Annotated in this window: 14 protein-coding genes; 10 read left to right on the top strand and 4 right to left on the bottom strand. The window is 69.4% G+C overall.

What is annotated here, in order from left to right; genetic code table 11:
• Positions 1-36 precede the first annotated feature (36 nt).
• From ABZY89_RS18040 to ABZY89_RS18030, 3 genes are all read right to left on the bottom strand, one after another.
• A complete protein-coding gene (locus ABZY89_RS18040) occupies positions 37-474 on the bottom strand; it encodes a hypothetical protein (RefSeq protein WP_355229378.1) in 438 nt (145 codons plus the stop codon).
• A gap of 107 nt (positions 475-581) precedes the next feature.
• A complete protein-coding gene (locus tag ABZY89_RS18035; protein WP_355229376.1) occupies positions 582-2,303 on the bottom strand; it encodes an ABC transporter ATP-binding protein in 1,722 nt (573 codons plus the stop codon).
• A 17-nt stretch (positions 2,304-2,320) separates the two neighbouring features.
• Positions 2,321-4,012 carry an ABC transporter ATP-binding protein gene (locus ABZY89_RS18030; RefSeq protein WP_355229374.1) on the bottom strand — a complete coding sequence of 564 codons (1,692 nt, stop codon included), beginning with the start codon at positions 4,010-4,012 and terminating at the stop codon, positions 2,321-2,323.
• 230 nt (positions 4,013-4,242) lie between these two features.
• On the opposite strand from ABZY89_RS18030, the gene ABZY89_RS18025 reads away from it, so the two are divergent.
• Positions 4,243-5,253 carry an AraC family transcriptional regulator gene (locus tag ABZY89_RS18025; protein ID WP_355229372.1) on the top strand — a complete coding sequence of 337 codons (1,011 nt, stop codon included), beginning with the start codon at positions 4,243-4,245 and terminating at the stop codon, positions 5,251-5,253.
• A 142-nt stretch (positions 5,254-5,395) separates the two neighbouring features.
• On the top strand, positions 5,396-6,895 hold the full coding sequence (locus tag ABZY89_RS18020; RefSeq protein WP_355229370.1) for a serine hydrolase: 1,500 nt from the start codon (positions 5,396-5,398) through the stop codon (positions 6,893-6,895).
• Positions 6,896-7,758: 863 nt separating this feature from the next.
• On the opposite strand, the gene ABZY89_RS18015 is transcribed toward ABZY89_RS18020, so the two are convergent.
• Positions 7,759-8,643, bottom strand: coding sequence for a helix-turn-helix transcriptional regulator (locus tag ABZY89_RS18015; protein WP_355229369.1), 885 nt, complete (start codon positions 8,641-8,643; stop codon positions 7,759-7,761).
• A gap of 140 nt (positions 8,644-8,783) precedes the next feature.
• On the opposite strand from ABZY89_RS18015, the gene ABZY89_RS18010 reads away from it, so the two are divergent.
• The 8 genes from ABZY89_RS18010 (at position 8,784) to ABZY89_RS17975 (ending at position 15,468) form a co-directional block, all read left to right on the top strand.
• Positions 8,784-9,812, top strand: coding sequence for a zinc-dependent alcohol dehydrogenase family protein (locus ABZY89_RS18010; protein WP_355229367.1), 1,029 nt, complete (start codon positions 8,784-8,786; stop codon positions 9,810-9,812).
• A gap of 25 nt (positions 9,813-9,837) precedes the next feature.
• Positions 9,838-10,245, top strand: coding sequence for a cupin domain-containing protein (locus ABZY89_RS18005; protein WP_355229365.1), 408 nt, complete (start codon positions 9,838-9,840; stop codon positions 10,243-10,245).
• Between the two features lie 77 nt (positions 10,246-10,322).
• Positions 10,323-10,940 carry a (2Fe-2S)-binding protein gene (locus tag ABZY89_RS18000; RefSeq protein ID WP_355229363.1) on the top strand — a complete coding sequence of 206 codons (618 nt, stop codon included), beginning with the start codon at positions 10,323-10,325 and terminating at the stop codon, positions 10,938-10,940.
• A 4-nt stretch (positions 10,941-10,944) separates the two neighbouring features.
• Positions 10,945-11,925, top strand: coding sequence for a xanthine dehydrogenase family protein subunit M (locus ABZY89_RS17995; RefSeq protein WP_355229362.1), 981 nt, complete (start codon positions 10,945-10,947; stop codon positions 11,923-11,925).
• The gene (locus ABZY89_RS17990; RefSeq protein WP_355229360.1) at positions 11,922-14,129 is read left to right on the top strand and encodes a xanthine dehydrogenase family protein molybdopterin-binding subunit; all 2,208 of its coding nucleotides are present in this window, start codon (positions 11,922-11,924) and stop codon (positions 14,127-14,129) included. Before ABZY89_RS17995 ends, ABZY89_RS17990 begins: the two co-directional genes overlap by 4 nt.
• Before the next feature lie 35 nt (positions 14,130-14,164).
• Positions 14,165-14,830: an SDR family NAD(P)-dependent oxidoreductase gene (locus tag ABZY89_RS17985; protein ID WP_355229358.1), complete on the top strand. Its 666-nt coding sequence runs from the start codon at positions 14,165-14,167 to the stop codon at positions 14,828-14,830.
• Between the two features lie 127 nt (positions 14,831-14,957).
• Positions 14,958-15,080 carry a hypothetical protein gene (locus tag ABZY89_RS17980; RefSeq protein WP_355229356.1) on the top strand — a complete coding sequence of 41 codons (123 nt, stop codon included), beginning with the start codon at positions 14,958-14,960 and terminating at the stop codon, positions 15,078-15,080.
• 10 nt (positions 15,081-15,090) lie between these two features.
• Positions 15,091-15,468: a cyclophilin-like fold protein gene (locus tag ABZY89_RS17975; RefSeq protein WP_355229354.1), complete on the top strand. Its 378-nt coding sequence runs from the start codon at positions 15,091-15,093 to the stop codon at positions 15,466-15,468.
• Positions 15,469-15,580 lie beyond the last annotated feature (112 nt).

Raw genomic sequence — 15,580 nt, 5'->3', positions numbered from 1 at the left:
GGCGCGCCACTTGGGATCCGGCCAATGGCTTCCTGATCAGGTCCGCTTGCGGCTCGTGATCTGGTCAGAGAGTTGCTGCACGTGGGCGGGGTCCGCGTCCCGGGCAAGGGCGACGTAGTGGTCCATGACAGCCGGTCGATAGCGCACGGGCAACGTCTGTCCTGGGGCGAGTCGGGTGAGCTCGGTGATGGTGAGGCTCTCGTCTGCGACACCGCGGAACGAGATGCCGTCGGCGGTCTCCACGTCGAACATCAGCACCACGCGTGGGTTGCTGTTGACCTCCCGCCAGTCGACCAGAACGCCGAGCGCAAGCGCCCCGGCACGCAGTTCCGCATTGCGCTTCCGCGCGTCACTGCTCAGGAGCGGGTTCGGGGCGACGCCCGGGAAGTCGGGCCCGACGCCGAGCGATTCCCCACTCAGGTCGGGCCTGAGTTGCGCCATCAGATCGTTGAATTTCTTCTTCGAACCGAACATCCTGACCTCTCCCTCACACTGGGGCCGGAACCTCGGCCTGGCGCCTCGCACCAAAGCGCGATTGTACGTCGCCGGCCAGTCCCTTGCGGCCGTTGTCGGTCGAGCTTTCAGAGCCCGCGCCAGGCCGACCACAGCTGGGCGTAGCGGCCGTCGCCTGCGACGAGCTCGTCGTGGGTGCCGGTCTCGACGATCCGGCCGTGCTCCATGACGACGATCCGGTCGGCGGACTCGGCCTGGGTGAGGCGGTGGGCGATCACCAGCGACGTACGCCCGGAGGTGACCGCCAGGGCGGCCCGCTCGAGGTCGCGCGCGCCGCTCGAGCCCGCTTCGGCGGTCGCCTCGTCGAGGACGACGGCGACCGGGTCGGAGAGGAGCACGCGCGCCAGGGCGAGCTTCTGGACGAGCGCGGGGGTCAGCTGGTGGGCGCCGTCGCCGACGTGGGTCTCGAGCCCGTCCGGGAGCGCGGCCACCTCGGCCCAGGCCTCGACCTCGCGCAGCGCCTTCTCCACCACCGCGTCGTTCGCGTCCGCTGCGGCCAGGGTGAGGTTGTCCCGGACGCTGCCGGTGAAGGTGTGGACCTCCTGGGTGACCAGGGCTGCCCGGCTCCGGCCGTCACGGACCGGGAGCCCGCCCACCACCACCTCGCCGGCGCTCGGGGTGAGCTGGCCGGCCACGGCTGCGCCGAGCGTCGACTTGCCCGCTCCCGAGGCGCCGACCACCGCGACCAGCTCCCCATCGGCAAGGGTGAGGTCGACGCGGTCGAGAGCCGGCCGGCCCGGGACGTACTCGTGGTGCAGGCCGGTGACCACGATGCCGGAACCGTCCGGCTCGGCGGCGGCTGCCGGGGCCGGGCGCCCGAGGAGGGCGAGCCCGGCGAGGCGTACGAGGGAAGCGCCGACCGACTGCACGTCGTCGAAGAGAGCGATGACCGCGCCGATCGGGTTGAAGAGCCGGTGGAAGTAGAGGGCGGCAGCGGTGACGGCGCCGACGCTGGCGGCATCCGCGCGGACGAGGAAGAAGCCGGTGCCGAGGATGGCCAGCAGGCCCATCAGCTCGGCCCGGTTGTTACGGCCCAGGAAGCGCATCAGCATGGCGAACACCTCGACCGAGATCGACGCCGAGGTCCACGAGGCGGCGCGGACCTTCTCCTGGTGCTGCTCGGCGATGCCGTACGCCCGCAGGGTGCGGTTGCCGTGGACGCCGGTCAGGAACGCCTCGGCGCGCACACCGTTGGCCTCGCGCTCGCGGCGGTAGTAGGGACCCGAGCGGGGGAGGTACCAGCGCAGCGCCATCACGTAGAACGGCGCGGCGAACAGGCCGGCGAGCCCGAGGCGCCAGTCGAGCGCCATCAGGCCGGCAGTCGTGAAGACGATCGCGATCACCGAGTTGAGCATGAGCGGCACGACGTCGGCCATGGAGCCGCCGATGAGGCGTACGTCGTCGCCGACCCGGGACACCAGGTCGCCGCTGCCGCTCTCCTCGAGCCGCTGGGTGTCCAGGTGCAGGGCCCGGTCGAGAACCTCCTCACGGAGCTCCGCCAGCGCCGGCTCGGCCACCCGGGCGAGCAGATGGATCGAGACCGCCCCGGCCGCGCCGGCGACGAGCGCGGCACCGAGGATCCAGACGCCGGCGGTGATGATGTCGGACTCCGGTGAGCCGGCGCCGACCAGGTCGACCATCCGGCCGAGCATCCAGGGAGCCACCAGGCCGGCCAGCCCTTCGAGGGCGAAGACCGCCAGGCACGCCGTCAGCAGGAGCGGACGGCGGGTGAGCAGGCGCCGCGCGAGGCCGGCTGCCTCTCGCGGGGTGGAGACGGGGAGCTGTGTCATGGTCGGGGCCTGGGTGGTCATCGCAGCACCGCCGCGCAGTAGTCGGTGAGGGCGGCCAGCTCGTCGTGGGTGCCCCGGGCCTCCACCCGGCCGGCTCGGACCCAGACCACCTCGTCCGCGGCAGCCAGGAGCAGCGGGCTGCTGGTGAACAGCAGGGTGGTGCGGTCGGAGTCGGGGCCGTGCCGGAGATGGCGCAGCTCTTCGGCGACGTACTGCTCGGTGACGGCGTCGATCGCCGTCGTGGGGTCGTGCAGGACGAGCACCGGCGCCTCCGCGGCGAGGGCCCGGGCGAGGCCCAGCCGCTGGCGTTGGCCACCGGAGAGGCTCTGCCCGTCGACGGCCACGTGCGTGGCCAGGCCGTCGGGCGCGACAGCCACCAGCTCGGTGGCGGATGCGGCCGCCAGAACGGCCGTGACCTGGTCGTCGTCGAGGCGGTCGAGCGGGTCGACGTTGCTCCGCAGGGTGCCCTCGAAGAGGTCGACGTGGTGGTCGGTGACGAGTAGCCGGTCGCGTACGTCGGAGAGCGCCAGCTCGGTGAGAGGCTCACCGCCGAGCCGGACGGTCCCGCGATCGGGCAGCGACTCCCCGTGGAGCAGGGACAGGAGCGTGGCCGGCACCGCCGGGTCGTCGGCGACGAGCGCCACCAGCCGCCCCGGCGGCACCGCGAGCGACAGCTCGGCGACCGGGCCGGCGGCGACATGGTCGAGCTCCAGGTCGTGGCCGTGCGCGCGTCGTTCGCCCTCGACGACCAGCGCAGGCGTCGAGAGGAACCCGACGATCCTTGCCGCCGAGGCGCGAGACTGCGCGACCCGGGCGACCAGGGCGCTGAGCATCCGCATGGGCTCGGCCACGAACTGTGCCAGCCCGACGACCGCCACGAGCTCACCGATGCTCAGGTCGCCGGAGAGGGTCCGCAGACCGGCGACGATCGCGATCACCGCCAGGAAGACACCGCTCCCGGCGGAAGTGATGCCGGTCAGCAGGCCGGCCCAGCCGGCCGCGGCGACGCTGGTGTGGGCGGCCGTACGACTCTCGCGGCGATAGCGCTCGAGCGCTACCTCCACCCCGCCGATGCCCTTGAGCGGCCGGATCCCGCGGATCAGGTCGCTGGCGATCCCCGTCGTACGTCCCAGCGCCTCCTGCCGTCGCGCACTGCGGTGGGCCAGGCCCGGCGCGACCAGGTGGGTGGCGCCGAGGACGAGGGGTACACCGACCAGGACGATCAGGGCGAGCCACGGGTCGATGACGGCGAGCACCACGCCGCTCACCACCAGCCCGATCGCGCCGGCGATGGACAGAGCCACCTGGCGGATGACCTCGCCGACCAGGTCCGCGTCGCCGGTGGCCAGCGCCAGCAGGTCCCCGGAGAGTCGGTCCGTCCGCGCGCCGCGCGGGTCGAGCACGTGCCCCGAGACCTCGGTGCGCAACCGATGGCTCTCGACGTGGACGGCGCGGTTGGCGATGCGGGCGCCGAACCGGTAGGACAGGCTCAGCACCAGGAAGTGCACGCACAGGACCACCGCCCACAGCACCAGCTCACGCAGGTCGCCGGTCGTCACCGCCCGGTCGATCATCACGCCGATCAGCACCGTGACCATCGCCTCGCACACCTGCCACAGCGTGATCAAGGCCGACGAGGCGAGCACGGCGCGCCGCTGACGACGCAGCGACCGCCGCATCAGCGCACCCGGCGTACGGGGTGTGGACACCGGGTCCTCCAGAAGTCCGAAGCGGTTGGGTTAGGTCAGCCTAACTTGCGTCTGTCTGGGCTGGAACGGCGGCTCGGGCCTCTGGCGCCGCAGCACGAAATCAGGTGCAACCTTTCGTCAGGCCGATCTCGGAGATGGCTGCAGTAGGCGTGGCACGGCTCGTTGTGATGGTCGTCACCTAATATGGCGCGGCACGACTCCTGTTTTCCTAGGTTTAGGCAGGCTTCCTGATGCTTCCATCTCTCGGTGACGCACTTCTCCGCGACGCGGCCGGCGCACCGACCCGGCGCCATCTGACACAGGAGTCGCGTGACTGGGACGAGATATCCGCCCTCAACGACGACGTCTACATGCCGTTCCGGGCTCGCCCGACCGATCGGGCGACGCCCGAATCGGACCACTACACCGCCGCGATCGGCGGCTTCACCCTCAGCCGCTTCCGGTACGGCGCAGGCGTTGACATCGACCGGTTCGAACCAGGGGCCGGTCGCGCGATGGCATTGACGACCTTGCACGGTGTCGCGCGCCACCACGGGGAGTTCTGCACAGGCGAGGGGGAGAGCTTTCTCGTCGACACCAGCCGATCGTCGTACCGGTTCGAGGTTCCGGGCCGCCACCTCCAGCTGAACCTGAGCTTCTCCCACGGCCTGCTCGCCGAGCTGTATGAGCGCTGGCACGGCGTGCCCGCCGACCCTCGGATGTGGGAGCTCAGCTTTCAGTTCGGGGGGACGGGATCGAGTTGGCTCTCACTGCTCGAGTACGCCTCGCGCTGCATCGCGGAGATGCCCGACCAGGTCGCCGGCGGCCCCCTCGGTCGACACATGGAGGAGATGTTGGGGCTCAACCTGCTGACCCAGTGGAGTCGCCGGTTCAGCGATCCGGCGTACCTCGTGCGGACCAGTGGCACCGGCCCTGGGTACGTCGCCCGTGCCGAGGAGTACATGCGCGAGCACGCTCGCACATCGCCCACACTCACGGAGGTCGCCGCCGCGGTCGGCGTCAGTGCCCGGGCGCTCACGAACGCCTTCCGCACTTATCGTGATCAGTCTCCGATCGCCCAGCTCAGGGAGATCCGGATGAATGGCGTGCGCGCGGACCTGCTCTCGGCGTCGCGCGAGGTCACGGTCGCGTCGGTGATCAGTTCTTGGGGGTACGTCAATCAAGGCGTGTTCGCGCAGGCGTACCGCAAGCGGTACGGCGAGTGTCCCTCCGACACTCTCGGGCGACTGCGGGGCCGCTGAGCCTGCCACTCAGAGGCAGGAGTGTGCTGGCACGAGGCAGCGAGTGATGTCGCTCCCTCGTTAACTTCGGGACGGTTCCAAGGGGTCGTCCGGGTCGATCGGGATTCGACGGCTGTGTCCAGTGAAAGGAATGGCCGTGGCCATGTCAATGCTCCCGCGTCGGTTCGGTATACGACTCGTCGCCACCATCGCCTCGACGGCGATCGTCTCCGGTGCGCTGCTCACCGGTGCGCCCGCCTCACACGCGGCTCTGGCGACGCCCGCGCTTCGTTCTGCTGCCACCGAGAAGCAGTGCGCGATGACCAAGACCGCTGAATACCAGCGCGCGACTCCGGCTGAGGTGGGGCTCGACCCCGTGCTCGTGCAGCGGGCGCTTGCCCTCTTCACCCTCAACGGCGCCGAGACCGTCAAAGTCTTCCGTCACGGCTGCCTTGTCGGCGAGGGTGCGCTCGATGCGGCATTCAACCGGGTTCCGCGGCTCAACTGGAGCCAGACCAAGACGGTCGCGTCCCTCATCGCCGGTGTTGCCGTACGCAAGGGCCTCATCGATGTCGACGATCCGATCGGCAAGTACCTCCCTGCCGGCATGGGCGACGCAGCGCACCGCGCGGTCACGATCCGCCAGGTGCTCCACATGACCACCGGCTTCAGGATGAACTGGGTCCGCGGGCTCAATCTGGTCGGCGACATCTCTCGTGCCCGCGAGGCCATGGCCGCCGAGATGGTGCACAAGCCGGGGACGTACTACGAGTACGACCAGACCACGCCGTCACTCCTGACATATGTCGTCCAACGCGCCATTTGGCAGCAGATCGACCCGAAGCTCGACTACCAGGACTGGGCGCAGAAGCACTTCTTCAACAAGCTCGGCATCCCGCTCTCGGCGTGGTTCTGGATGCGTGACCGCTCCGGCAACTCGTTCGGTTACTCCAAGCTCTTCCTGCGGCCGCTGGAGTTCGGCCGGCTCGGCGAGCTCATGCTCAACAAAGGCGTGTACGACGGCGTCAGGATCATCGATGAGCGCTACATGAACCAGCTCCAGCGCGGAAGCCGCGCCAACTGTGCCTACGGCTACATGGTCTGGCTCAACTCCTGCCAGCCTGGCCAGAAGCAGGTCAACGGCTCGATCTTCGCGCGTCGTGAGTTCGACCCGGCCCGTCCGCTCATCGCGAGTGCTCCCCGCGACATGTACTACACCTGGGGATATCACGGTCAGCACACCTTCGTGATCCCGAGTCTCGACATGGTCGTGACCCGAAGCGGCGAACTGCCGCCTGACACAGTGGAGAAGCTGCTCGGCCTCGACCCCGACGCTGCGATCGCCGGCGAGCAGGGCCAGACCTATTACAAGTTCTTCCGGCATCTCATGAACTCGGTGCAGACCATGCCGGCCGGCGTCGACATCGCCGAGCCGCGCGGCAGCTACGACGACCCTACGGCGCTGAACTTCGACGCCGACTCGTTCATCTACCCGATCGACACAGCCGCCGGCAGCTACCTCGGCATCGGTCCCAGCGCGCCCGTCGGCTGTACGCTGCTCGGTTGCGTCGACGAGCCCAACGACGGAACAACCGCGACGATCCACTCGGTCCCGCGTGTGATTCCGGGCATCCTCGGCAACGAATCGCGGCCCAACGGCTGATCGTCAACCGCTGACGGGGCCGGTGTGGTGTCGGGGGACGCCACACCGGTTTCGCGCGCTCCGGTTCGTGGGAAGTGCGATGGCTGCGCGGTCGATCCGGCGACTCCTGAAATGTGAGAAACCCCAGGTCTCCCTGGGGTTTCTCTCTGTGCGCGAGGGGGACTTGAACCGGTCTGAACGCCCCAGGTCAGGCCCTGGTTCTGGCGCTTCAGGCGTGAGTCCGGCTCCCGTTGCGCACCGTTACCTCCTGTTCTCACCGGTGATGTGCCGCCATCCTCGCTCGCCCAGCCTGGCTCCGTCGCCTCGAGACCTGCCGACCGCTCCGGCGACACGACGCGACTGGCTGAACTCAGTCGCTACCGTCGGGGCCTACCGAGATCGCTACAGGATTACCAGCGATCTCCCGCTTGGACAGGGCCCGCGAACTGAAGCCGAGCGCGCCGACCGACACCAAGCACTGGCCGCCCTGCGTCGGGCAAGGGTGGTCAGCCGCGTGCCCGGCTTGACGACGCAGTCTGCGTCGGTTTCGCCAGTACCCAAGGTCGCCAGTCGTCTGGGCCTATAGTCTTCTGACGGCTAGGCGGGTTGAACAATCTCCGATGGCTCAACTCCCGCGAGGTGTGCGACGGCGTCCACCGACTGGCAAGCCTCTGTCAGCCGGTCTCTAGGAGGAGGGTGGCGCAGTCGGCCGGGAGGTATCGATGTAGCCGCGGCGAAGCTGGCTTGCGAGGCGTTCTGGCATGGGCCTTCCTCCGGTGCGACCAGATATTGTCAACTAATGCCTGACTGCCAAGGTCATGTCGAGCCCGTCTGCGTGACCTTCGAAACTGCTCGAACTTCTGCGAACGTGGTTGGCCTGACTCTCAGGCAGGGGTGGTTCCGGCTGCGTACGCCGGCAGCTCGGCGCCCCAGGAGGCGAGCAGCTTGAGGCGGTCGGCCGAGGGCGAGCCTGGCTCGGCGGTGTAGACCATCAGGACCTGTCCGGGCTCGGCGGTGACCGCCAGCTCTTCATAGGCGAGGGTGACTTCGCCGACCTCGGGGTGGTGGAAGCGTTTGGTGCCGGCACCGTGCTGGCGTACGTCGTGGGCACCCCATAGGCGACGGAAGGTTTCGCTACGGGTGGACAGCTCGCCGACGAGGTCCTGGAAGATCCGGTCGTGGGGGTCGCGGGCGGCCTCGGCGCGCATGATCGTGACGCACATCTCGGCGAAGAGGTCCCAATCGGGGTAGAAGTCGCGCGATGCGGGGTCGAGGAACTGGAACCGGGCGAGGTTGGGGGTGCGGCCGCCGTCGCCGATCAGGGGTGTGTAGAAGGCCCGTCCGAGCGGGTTGGTGGCCAGCAGGTTCTGGTGGGTGTCGCGGACGAACGCGACGCCCTCTGTGATCGAGTCGAGCGCCCACTGCAGGGACGGCCGCGGGGGAGCGGGCTTAGAGGGCCTCCGCCGGGCGCGGGCTGAGGTGGGGATGCCGTCGGCGGCGCGGGCGAGGTCGAGCAGGTGGGCCCGTTCGGTGTCGCTGAGCCGGAGCGCGTTGGAGATGGCGTCGAGCACGGAGGCGGAGGCGCCGCCGATCGCGCCGCGCTCGAGGCGGGCGTAGTACTCCACGCTGACACCGGCGAGCAGGGCCACCTCGGAGCGGCGCAGCCCGGGCACCCGTCGGTTGGGCCCGGGTGGGAGCCCGGCGTCCTGCGGAGTCACCTTGGCCCGGCGGGTGATGAGGAACTCGCGTACCTCTGCTCGGTTGTCCATTCCCCCAGGATAAGCGGCACTTTGCCGACGAGGGGTGCCCTTCTGGTGCACCCCTCGACAGTGACTCCCGTGTTTGTCTGAAGGTGCGTTGACTTGTCTCGTGGGAGGAGTCCCACGACAACTTGAACGAAGGAGTCAGCATGCGTGGAGTAGTGATGCACGGCCCGGGCGACGTACGTGTCGAGGACCGTGAAGACCCGAAGATCGAGGCGCCGACCGATGCGGTCATCCGGGTGACCGCTGCGTGTGTGTGCGGCTCGGACCTGTGGCCCTACCGCGGCCAGGAGCCCGCCGAGGGACTGCTGATGGGGCACGAGTACGTCGGGGTGGTCGAGGAGGTCGGCGCCGAGGTCACCACGTTGAAGCCGGGCGACTTCGTCGTCGGGTCGTTCGTGATCTCCGACAACACCTGCGAGATCTGCCAGGCCGGCTACCAGTCGCGTTGCGTGCACGCCGAGTTCGTTCACGGCGGCATCGGCACCCAGGCAGAGAAGGCCCGCATCCCGCTGGCCGACGGAACCCTCGTGGTCGTTCCCGGTGAGCCGACCGACGAGCAGCTCAAGAGCCTGCTGGCCGCCTCCGACGTCCTCGGCACCGGCTGGTTCGCGGCCGTCGCCGCCGAGGCCGGCCCGGGCAAGACCGTCGCCGTGGTCGGCGACGGCGCGGTCGGCCTCCTCGGGATCCTCGCCGCCAAGCGGCTCGGTGCTGAGCGGGTCATCGCGATGAGCCGGCACGCCGACCGCCAGGCCCTTGCCCGGAAGTTCGGCGCGACCGACATCGTCGAGGAGCGCGGGGACGCCGGAGTGGAGAAGATCAAGGCGCTCACCGGTGGGCTCGGGGCGCACTCGGTGATCGAAGCCGTCGGCACCCAGGAGTCGATGAACCAGGCGATCCGCGCCACCCGCCCCGGTGGTCACGTCGGCTACGTCGGGGTCTCCCACGACGTCTCGCTCGACGGTCTGGAGCTGTTCTTCTCCGGCATCCACCTGCACGGCGGCCCGGCGCCCGTACGCCGTTTCCTGCCCGACCTGGTCGAGCTGATCATGAGCGACCAGATCAACCCGGGCGGGGTCTTCGACCTGACGCTCCCGCTCGAGTCGGCCGCTGAGGCGTACGCCGCCATGGACAAGCGCCAGGCCACCAAGGTCCTGCTCACCACCGGCGCCTGAGAAAGCCCGAGAGAGAACGAAGCAGATGCAGATCACCCGAAGCTCGATCGACACCTTCAAGGGTCCGGCGGACTGGTTCACCGGCGACGTCTACGTCGACCAGGTCGCCGCCGCGCCGGCACCGTCACGGCTCACCGCGAGCCTGGTGCACTTCATGCCCGGCGCCCGGACCCACTGGCACCGACACCCGCTGAGCCAGACCGTCTTCGTCACCGAGGGCGTGGGTCTGTGCCAGCGCCGCGGCGGTCCCATCGAGGTCATCCGTCCGGGCGATCGCGTGCTCTTCGAGGCCGACGAGGAGCACTGGCACGGTGCGGCCCCCAACCGGCTGATGGTGCACGTCGCCATCAACGAGGGCGACGACGACCACCCGGTCGTGCGCTGGATGACGCCTGTGACCGATGCGGAGTACGCCGCCGCACCACCCGTCTGATCCCGTCCGTTTCGGCCGGCTTTCGAGGCCCGCCGCCACAGTGATCACCCTTGCCCGAAACTCGTGAAGGAGCATGCATGTCGACAGATCCCACCACCGAAGAGCAAGCAGGTCGAGGAGGTCTGTCGCGGCGTACGTTCATCGCTGCCTCAGGCGCCACGACCGCGGGTGCGGTCGCGGTCTCCGCGGGGGTGTCCGTCGCGGCGGGCCCGGCGGCGGCCGACGGACCGACCAGCACCGTGACGCTGCGGGTCAACGGCCGGCGGCACGTCGTCGACGTCGACAACCGCACCTCCTTGCTGGATCTGCTGCGTGAACACCTGAACCAGCCCGGTACGAAGAAGGGCTGCGACGCCGGCGCGTGCGGCGCGTGCACCGTCCTGGTCGGCGGGCGACGGGTCAACGCCTGCCTGACGCTCGCGGTGCGCATGGACGGTGCCGAGGTCACCACGATCGAGGGGCTGGCCGACGGTGACGAGCTACACCCATTGCAGCAGGCGTTCATCGACAACGACGCCCTGCAGTGCGGCTTCTGCACACCGGGCCAGATCATGTCGGGCGTCGGGTGCATCCGGGAGGGCCACACCGGCTCCGAGAGCGAGATCCGGGAGTGGATGAGCGGCAACATCTGCCGCTGCGGATGCTACGTGAAGATCGTCGACGCGGTGCAGCAGGCCGCAGCCAAGGGGGCGTGAACCGATGTATCCGTTCGAGTATCTGCGGGCCGAGAGTCCGCGTGCGGCCATCGCGGCCGCCCAGAACGGTGGCCGGTTCATCGCCGGCGGCACCACCTTGGTCGACCTGATGCGCGAGGAGGTCGAGCGGCCAGGGGCACTGGTCGACATCTCCGACCTGCCTCTGCGGCGGATCAGGCCGACGCCGAGCGGCGGTCTGTTGATCGGCGCGCTGGTGACCATGTCGGAGGCCGCGGCGGACCGCCGTGTCCGCAACGAGATCCCGGTCGTCTCCGAGGCCCTGGAGCTGAGCGCGTCGGCGCAGCTGCGCAACATGGCCACCATCGGTGGCAACATCATGCAGCGCACCCGCTGCACCTACTTCCGCGACGTCTCCGCGGCCTGTAACAAGCGCGATCCGGGTTCGGGCTGTGCCGCCCTCGAGGGCTACAACCGCACCCACGCCATCCTGGGCGGGTCGTCCTCGTGCGTGGCGACGCACCCGTCGGACCTCGCCGTCGCCCTGGTCGCGCTTGATGCCATCGTGCACCTGCAGGGCTCCCGCGGACGTCGGGTCGTGACGCTGGAGGACTTCCTGCTCCGACCCGGGCGGCACCCCGAGCGTGAGCACGACTTGGGCGAGGACGAGCTGATCACCGGCATCGAGATCCCGGCCCAGCCGAAGCCGCTGCGCTCGGGCTATCTGAAGGTCCGCGACCGGCAGAGCTATGAGTTCGCGCTGACCTCGGCGGCGGTCGCCCTGAGCGTACGCGGCGGGGTGATCGAGTCTGCGAAGGTCGCCGCCGGGGGAGTGGGGACGGTGCCCTGGCGGCTCCGCGGCGTCGAGAAGGCGCTCGTCGGACGCCGTCCGAGCGATGAGCTGTGGCGTACGGCGGCGGCACATGCCGCCGAGGGCGCCGAGCCGCTCTCTGACAACGAGTTCAAGGTCGACCTGCTCCAGCGCACGGTCGAACGTCAGCTGCGAGTGGTAGGAGGACGCCGATGAGCAGCCAGCCCGAGGTAGTCGTCGGCGAGCCGAAGGTCCGCATCGACGGGCGCCTGAAGGTCACCGGCAAGGCACCATACGCAGCCGACCACGGCCACGAGCACGGCATCGAGAACATGGCGTACGCCGCGATCGTGGACGCCACCATCGGTCGCGGCCGCGTCACCGGGATCGACACCTCAGCTGCCGAAGCGCATGAGGGCGTTCTGGGAGTGGTCAGCCACGAGAACGCGCCGAAGCTGCCCTACCAGGAGAACGCGGGCTCCAACAACCTTCCCGGTGAGCGGATCCGTGTCTTCCAGAACGACCGGGTGCTCTTCTTCGGCCACCCGATCGCCGTCGTGGTCGCCGAGACCCTCGAGGCGGCACAGCACGGTGCCCGTCTCGTGGAGGTGACCTACGACGAGGAGTCGCCGACCACCGAGCTGGAGGACGGCACCCCCGACGAGCCGACCAACTACTCGCGTGGTGATGTGGAGGCCGCGCTGGCCGACGCTCCGGTCCGGCTCGACCTCACCTACAACCTCTCGCGCAACCACCACAACCCGATGGAGCCGCACGCCACCATCGCCCGCTGGGACGGCGACAAGCTCACCGTGTGGGACAAGACCCAGTGGGTCGGCGACGGCACCCAGGTCGAGCTGGCAGCGGTCTTCGGCCTGGCTCAGGACGACGTCCGCGTGCTGTCGCCCTACATCGGCGGCGCCTTCGGCAGCGGGCTGCGCACCTGGCCGAACACGGTCATCGCCGCGGTCGCGGCACGCGAGCTGGACCGCCCGGTCAAGCTGGTGCTGGCCCGGCGACAGATGTACTTCAACACCGGCTTCCGGCCCGCCTACCGCTACCAGCTGACGGTGGGCGCGGACCGTGATGGCCGTCTGCTGGCGACCGACCACGTCGTGCGCGCGGAGACGTCGAGCTATGAGACCTTCTCCGAGGCGGTGCTCTCGGCCGGGCAGATGAAATACAGCACGCCCAACGTACGCCAGGACTACCGCACCGTTCCGCTGGACGTGAACACTCCGATCTGGATGCGTGGCCCCGGGGCAGCGACCGGTGACCACGTGATCGAGACTGCGATGGACGAGCTCGCCTACGAGGTCGGCATCGACCCGATCGAGCTGCGCCGCCGCAACGAGCCGACCGAGGACGAGTCGTCCGGTCTGCCGTTCTCGACCCGCCGGCTGCTGGAGTGCTACGACGTCGGTGCGCGTGAGTTCGGCTGGTCGCGGCGCAATCCAGAGCCGGGCTCGACCCGTGACGGCGACTGGCAGGTCGGCATCGGTATGGCCAGTGCCCTCTACCACACCTCGGTCGCGCCGGCCCGGGCGCGCGTCCGGCTCCGGATCGACGGCACGGCGCTCGTCGAGTCGGCGACCAGTGACATGGGTCCGGGGACGTACACCTCGATGACCCAGGTCGCGGCCGACGCCCTCGGCGTGAGGCTCGACGACGTCGACTTCCGGCTGGGTGACTCCGTCATGCCCGCGACCCCGCCGCATGGTGGTTCGATGACCATGGCCAGTGTCGGCTCAGCGGTCCAGAACGGCGCCGACAAGGTACGCCGCGAGGCGATCGACCTCGCGGTCAACGACCCCGTCTCACCGCTGCGCGGCGCTGACCCGGCCGACATCGTCGTACGCCGGGGTCGGCTGCAGCTGCGCAACGATGCCAGCCGTGGCGAGACCTACCGTGCGCTCATGGCGCGTAACGGCCGGACCCGGATCCAGGCCACCGGCCTCTTCTCCCCGCGCGAGGAGGCGACGAAGTCGGCCTGGGCCTACGGTGCCGTCTTCGCCGAGGTCGGCGTCGACGCACAGCTCGGCCTGGTGCGGGTGCGCCGTATGCTCGGCGTCTACGACGCCGCACGCATCATCAACCCGCGGCTGGCCGAGAGCCAGGCGCTCGGCGGCATGGTCGGGGGCATCGGCAAGGCACTGCTCGAGCACACCGTCACCGACCACCGCGACGGGCGCATCGTCAACGCGAACTTCGCCGACTATCTGGTGCCCGTCAACGCGGACGTACCGGACCTGAAGGCGATCTATCTCGGCGGCCGCGACGACTACCCCGACCCGATCGGCGTCAAGGGACTAGGCGAGGTCGTCATCTGCGGCGTCGCCCCGGCCATCGCCAACGCGGTCTTCCACGCCACCGGGCGCCGGGTGCGGGACCTGCCGATCACCATCGACAGCCTCCTGTGAGCCACGGACCGGGATCTCCTGACGAAAGGAACATCATGACCACAGTCGCCATCATCGGCGCTGGCGCCGGGCTCGGGCAGGCTGCTGCGCGCCGCTTCGGTCGCGAGGGGTTCTCCATCGCGCTGATCTCCCGCGCACAATCCAATGTCGACCAGCTTGCCGCCGAGCTGACCTACGACGGCGTGACCGCGCGGGGATACGCGGCGAACGTCCGCGATCCGCAGGCGTTACGCAGAGCCCTCGCCGCCGCGGCGGCGGACCTCGGCCCGATCGAGGTCCTGCAGTACAGCCCGGTCCCTGCGCGCGAGTTCATGAAGCCGGTGCTCGAGACGACGGCGGGGGATCTTGTCGGGCCCGTCGAGCAGTCGGTGTACGGACCGGTCACTGCGGTGCAGCATGTCCTGCCGGGGCTGCGGGAGCTGGGCCGTGGCACGATCCTGTTCATCAACGGCGGCAGTGCTGTCCGCCCGAGCGGCGGTGTGGCCGGTACCTCGGTCGCCTTCGCCGGGGAGAGTGCCTACGGCCAGATGCTGCACGACGCCCTCGCGCCCGAGAGAATCCATGTCGCGCAACTGATCATCCCCCGCGGCATCGGCGGCGGCGAGCCCGACCACGAGCCTGACGCTCTCGCCGATCGCATCTGGTCCCTCCACCGCGACCGTGGCGCGTTCCGGTCCTTCGTCGGCGAATGGGCGGAATGAGAATCCCGCCCGTCGCCGCGCTGCTCACCGAGCGCGTCTCCAGCCGAATCCTCGATGGTTCGATGACACCATTCAGGCTCGTCGTCGGCCTCGGAGCAGCTGTCGCACTTGCGCTGGTCCTCGCCGCATGCGGTGCACCCTCCGGGGATGGTCTCGAGACCGGCAGCGCTCCATCGCCGCCCGTCGCGTCGCCTACGCCTACGCCTACGCCGACTCAGACCACGCCCACGAACGAGCCGAGCCCAACTGAGGGGACTTCAATGAACGACGACGTGATCGGTACGGTCATCCGTTTCGCCGCCTCCGGGGGCGCGATCGACGTGCGCATCGACCAGGACAACCCCGCCGTACGTGACCTGCTGACCATGCTGCCGCTCACGCTCACGTTCGAGGACTTCAATGGTGCGGAGAAGATCGCCTATCCGCCGCGGGATATTCGGACAGCTGGTTCTCCGCCGTCGAGTGCCGGCGCCGGCGACCTGGCCATCTACGTCCCGTGGGGCGACATCGCCTTCTTCTACGAGGGCGAGCGTGGTGCACTCTCTGCCGACATCGTCCACCTGGGCGTCTTCGACGCGTCTCGCGAGCAGCTCGAGGCGCTCGAGGAAGGCGACGTCACCGTCACGATCGCCGACTGAGGACTGATGACCTCGACCACGACACGATGAATCCTGGCGACGACCGCTGCCCCCCGCCCGGGTGCTCCCTGGCGATGCCGCGCGTGAGGGACACCCTGCGAGTACACCCATC

Source organism: Nocardioides sp. NPDC006303, from assembly GCF_040613175.1.
Classification (GTDB): Bacteria; Actinomycetota; Actinomycetes; order Propionibacteriales; family Nocardioidaceae; genus Nocardioides.
Note: the sequence above shows the minus strand (reverse complement) of the source record. Positions and strands in the feature narration are given on the sequence as shown.

Coding starts and splice junctions, on each gene's coding strand:
- ABZY89_RS17975 (WP_355229354.1), top strand. CDS start 15,091: ATGAACGACGACGTGATCGGTACGGTCATCCGTTTCGCCGCCTCCGGG.
- ABZY89_RS17980 (WP_355229356.1), top strand. CDS start 14,958: ATGCGGTGCACCCTCCGGGGATGGTCTCGAGACCGGCAGCGCTCCATC.
- ABZY89_RS18035 (WP_355229376.1), bottom strand. CDS start 2,303: ATGACACAGCTCCCCGTCTCCACCCCGCGAGAGGCAGCCGGCCTCGCG.
- ABZY89_RS18015 (WP_355229369.1), bottom strand. CDS start 8,643: ATGGACAACCGAGCAGAGGTACGCGAGTTCCTCATCACCCGCCGGGCC.
- ABZY89_RS17985 (WP_355229358.1), top strand. CDS start 14,165: ATGACCACAGTCGCCATCATCGGCGCTGGCGCCGGGCTCGGGCAGGCT.
- ABZY89_RS18025 (WP_355229372.1), top strand. CDS start 4,243: ATGCTTCCATCTCTCGGTGACGCACTTCTCCGCGACGCGGCCGGCGCA.
- ABZY89_RS17990 (WP_355229360.1), top strand. CDS start 11,922: ATGAGCAGCCAGCCCGAGGTAGTCGTCGGCGAGCCGAAGGTCCGCATC.
- ABZY89_RS18010 (WP_355229367.1), top strand. CDS start 8,784: ATGCGTGGAGTAGTGATGCACGGCCCGGGCGACGTACGTGTCGAGGAC.
- ABZY89_RS18020 (WP_355229370.1), top strand. CDS start 5,396: ATGTCAATGCTCCCGCGTCGGTTCGGTATACGACTCGTCGCCACCATC.
- ABZY89_RS18005 (WP_355229365.1), top strand. CDS start 9,838: ATGCAGATCACCCGAAGCTCGATCGACACCTTCAAGGGTCCGGCGGAC.
- ABZY89_RS17995 (WP_355229362.1), top strand. CDS start 10,945: ATGTATCCGTTCGAGTATCTGCGGGCCGAGAGTCCGCGTGCGGCCATC.
- ABZY89_RS18000 (WP_355229363.1), top strand. CDS start 10,323: ATGTCGACAGATCCCACCACCGAAGAGCAAGCAGGTCGAGGAGGTCTG.
- ABZY89_RS18040 (WP_355229378.1), bottom strand. CDS start 474: ATGTTCGGTTCGAAGAAGAAATTCAACGATCTGATGGCGCAACTCAGG.